At 70.0% G+C, this 2,367-nt stretch carries 1 protein-coding gene and 2 pseudogenes; 2 read left to right on the top strand and 1 reads right to left on the bottom strand.

All coding sequences use genetic code 11. The features are described from left to right. A pseudogene (locus AC1DY5_RS51680) lies at positions 1-430 on the bottom strand (DnaA regulatory inactivator Hda); the annotation flags it as partial. A gap of 207 nt (positions 431-637) precedes the next feature. On the opposite strand from AC1DY5_RS51680, the gene purM reads away from it, so the two are divergent. Both purM and AC1DY5_RS51670 read left to right on the top strand, forming a co-directional pair. Further along, positions 638-1,678, top strand: a complete 1,041-nt coding sequence (gene purM / locus AC1DY5_RS51675) for a phosphoribosylformylglycinamidine cyclo-ligase (RefSeq protein ID WP_478122019.1) — start codon at positions 638-640, stop codon at positions 1,676-1,678. Positions 1,679-1,692: 14 nt separating this feature from the next. Next, positions 1,693-2,367, top strand: a pseudogene (locus AC1DY5_RS51670) (AI-2E family transporter); the annotation flags it as partial.

The raw sequence follows: 2,367 nt of genomic DNA, 5'->3' as shown, positions 1-2,367 counted from the left end.
GGTCCTCGCGAAGCGGCAGGTCGGCCGGCGGCAGGGCGCCGGCCGCGACCACGCCGCGCTGCAGGCTCTGGGCGTTGACGAACCAGTTGAAGGCCGCGTGCTGCTGGACCGCGTTGTAGAGATGGACGTCGTCGAGCAGCACCGCGCCCCAGCGCTCGTCGAACTCGGGCGGGTTGACCGCCGCCGGATCGAGCCAGCCGACGCTGGCACCCTGCTCGCGCAGGCGGCCGCGCACGGCCTCCAGCAGGTGCGTCTTGCCGCTGCCGCCCTCGCCCCAGAGGTAGGTCGGCACCGGCGAATGCAGCGTCGGCGCGCGCGCGTCGCCGACCCACAACTGCAGGTGGCGCAACGCCGRCTCGTTCGGCCCGGCAAAGAAGCCCGCCAGCGTCGGGCCGCTGGCGATGCCGATGTCGAGCGCGAGCTGCTTCATGCTGAAGCCGCCGGGGACGGCAGGGAAGGCGCGGACGACGCGAAGGAAGGATTCATGGAGAAATGGCGCAGGACACGAAGTGGCAAGCGGGGGCAGGGTCGATCAGCGCCCTTAAAATCGTGGCGAATTCTATCGGCCCGGCCAGATCGGTTGCCGGCCTCATTGTCCTCCTCCTTCCGCACTCCCCCTCTTCAGCCCGGCCCGCCCATGAACTCCAACTCCACCACCCCGCTCAGCTACAAGGACGCCGGCGTCGACATCGATGCGGGCGACGCGCTGGTCGACCGCATCAAGCCGCTGGCGAAAAAGACGATGCGCGAGGGCGTGCTGGCCGGCATCGGCGGCTTCGGCGCCCTGTTCGAGGTGCCCAAGCGCTACAAGGAGCCGGTGCTGGTGAGCGGCACCGACGGCGTCGGCACCAAGCTCAAGCTGGCCTTCGAGTGGAACATGCACGACACGGTCGGCATCGACCTGGTGGCGATGAGCGTCAACGATGTCCTGGTGCAGGGTGCCGAGCCGCTCTTCTTCCTCGACTACTTCGCCTGCGGCAAGCTCGATGTCGACACCGCCGCGGCGGTGGTCGGCGGCATCGCCCGCGGCTGCGAACTGAGCGGCTGCGCGCTGATCGGCGGCGAGACCGCCGAGATGCCCGGCATGTACCCGGCCGGCGAATACGACCTGGCCGGCTTCGCGGTCGGTGCGGTCGAGAAGTCGAAGATCCTGACCGGCCAGGACGTTAAGCCCGGCGACGTGGTGCTCGGCCTGGCCTCGGCCGGCGTCCATTCCAACGGCTTCAGCCTGGTGCGCAAGGTGATCGAGCGCGCTGGCGCCGACCTGCCCGCGACGCTCGACGGCAAGCCCTTCCGCGAAGCCGTGATGGAACCCACCCACCTCTACGTGAAGCCGGTGCTCGAGGCGCTGGGCAAGCACCCGATCAAGGCGCTGGCCCACATCACCGGCGGCGGCCTGCTCGAGAACATCCCGCGCGTGCTGCCCGAGGGCACGGCCGCCCACCTGAAGAAGGGCAGCTGGCCGCAGACCGAGCTCTTCGCCTGGCTGCAGAAGGTGGCCGGCATCGACGACATCGAGATGAACCGGACCTTCAACAACGGCATCGGCATGGTGGTCGTGATCGATGCCGCCGAAGCCGCTGCCTGCGCAGCCACGCTGCAGGCAGCCGGCGAGACAGTGCACTCCATCGGCGTGATCGCCGAGCGCGGCACCGGCGCCGCCGTGGTCGTCGCCTGAAGCGCCCTCGCCGCGTGAGCGACACCACCGCCGCCTCTTCGCGCTACGTGATCACGGCGAGCTATCTGCTCATTGCCGGATTCTTGCTGCTGATCATGTGGCAGGGCCTGCTTCCGGGCCTGCTGTGCGTGTGCATCGGCTTCCTCGGCACGCGCTGGCTGGCACGGGCGCTCGATGTCGGCCTGCGGCGGCGGCGCAAGCTCAGTGCCAACGATCCGGCCTGGAGCGCGGCACCTACGCTGGCGCGGGTGGCGGCGGCGACGCTGGTGATGCTGGCGCCGATCGGCCTGCTGATCCTGGGCTTCGCCGAGGCGCGCGATTTCGTGCTCAACGCCCCCGACCAGTACAAGGAGTTGCTCGACTACATCGCGCGCACCGTGCTCGAACTGCGGCTCAAGCTGCCGCCCGACATCGGCGCCTACCTGCCCGAGGGCTCGGCCGAGGTGCAGCGCGTGGTCGCCGGCTACCTGCGCGGGCAGGCGGGTTCGCTGGCACTCACCGGCAGGGCCTGGCTGGGCGGCGTGCTGTTCGCCTACGTCGGCCTGATCGTCGGCTCCCTGGCCGCGGTGGCCATCCAGCCGCCCTCGCGCCGGCCGCTGGCCCGCGAACTGCGTGCCCGTATCGTGCTCTTCGGCGAGGCCTTCGGGCAGATCGTGGCGGCGCAGTTCTGGATTGCCGCATTCAACACC

Source organism: Variovorax sp. P4_D9, from assembly GCF_056401695.1.
This window is presented reverse-complemented; position numbering and strand designations above follow the sequence as displayed.

Excerpts from the sequence above, each read along its gene's own strand:
- purM (WP_478122019.1), top strand. The coding sequence starts at position 638 with ATGAACTCCAACTCCACCACCCCGCTCAGCTACAAGGACGCCGGCGTC.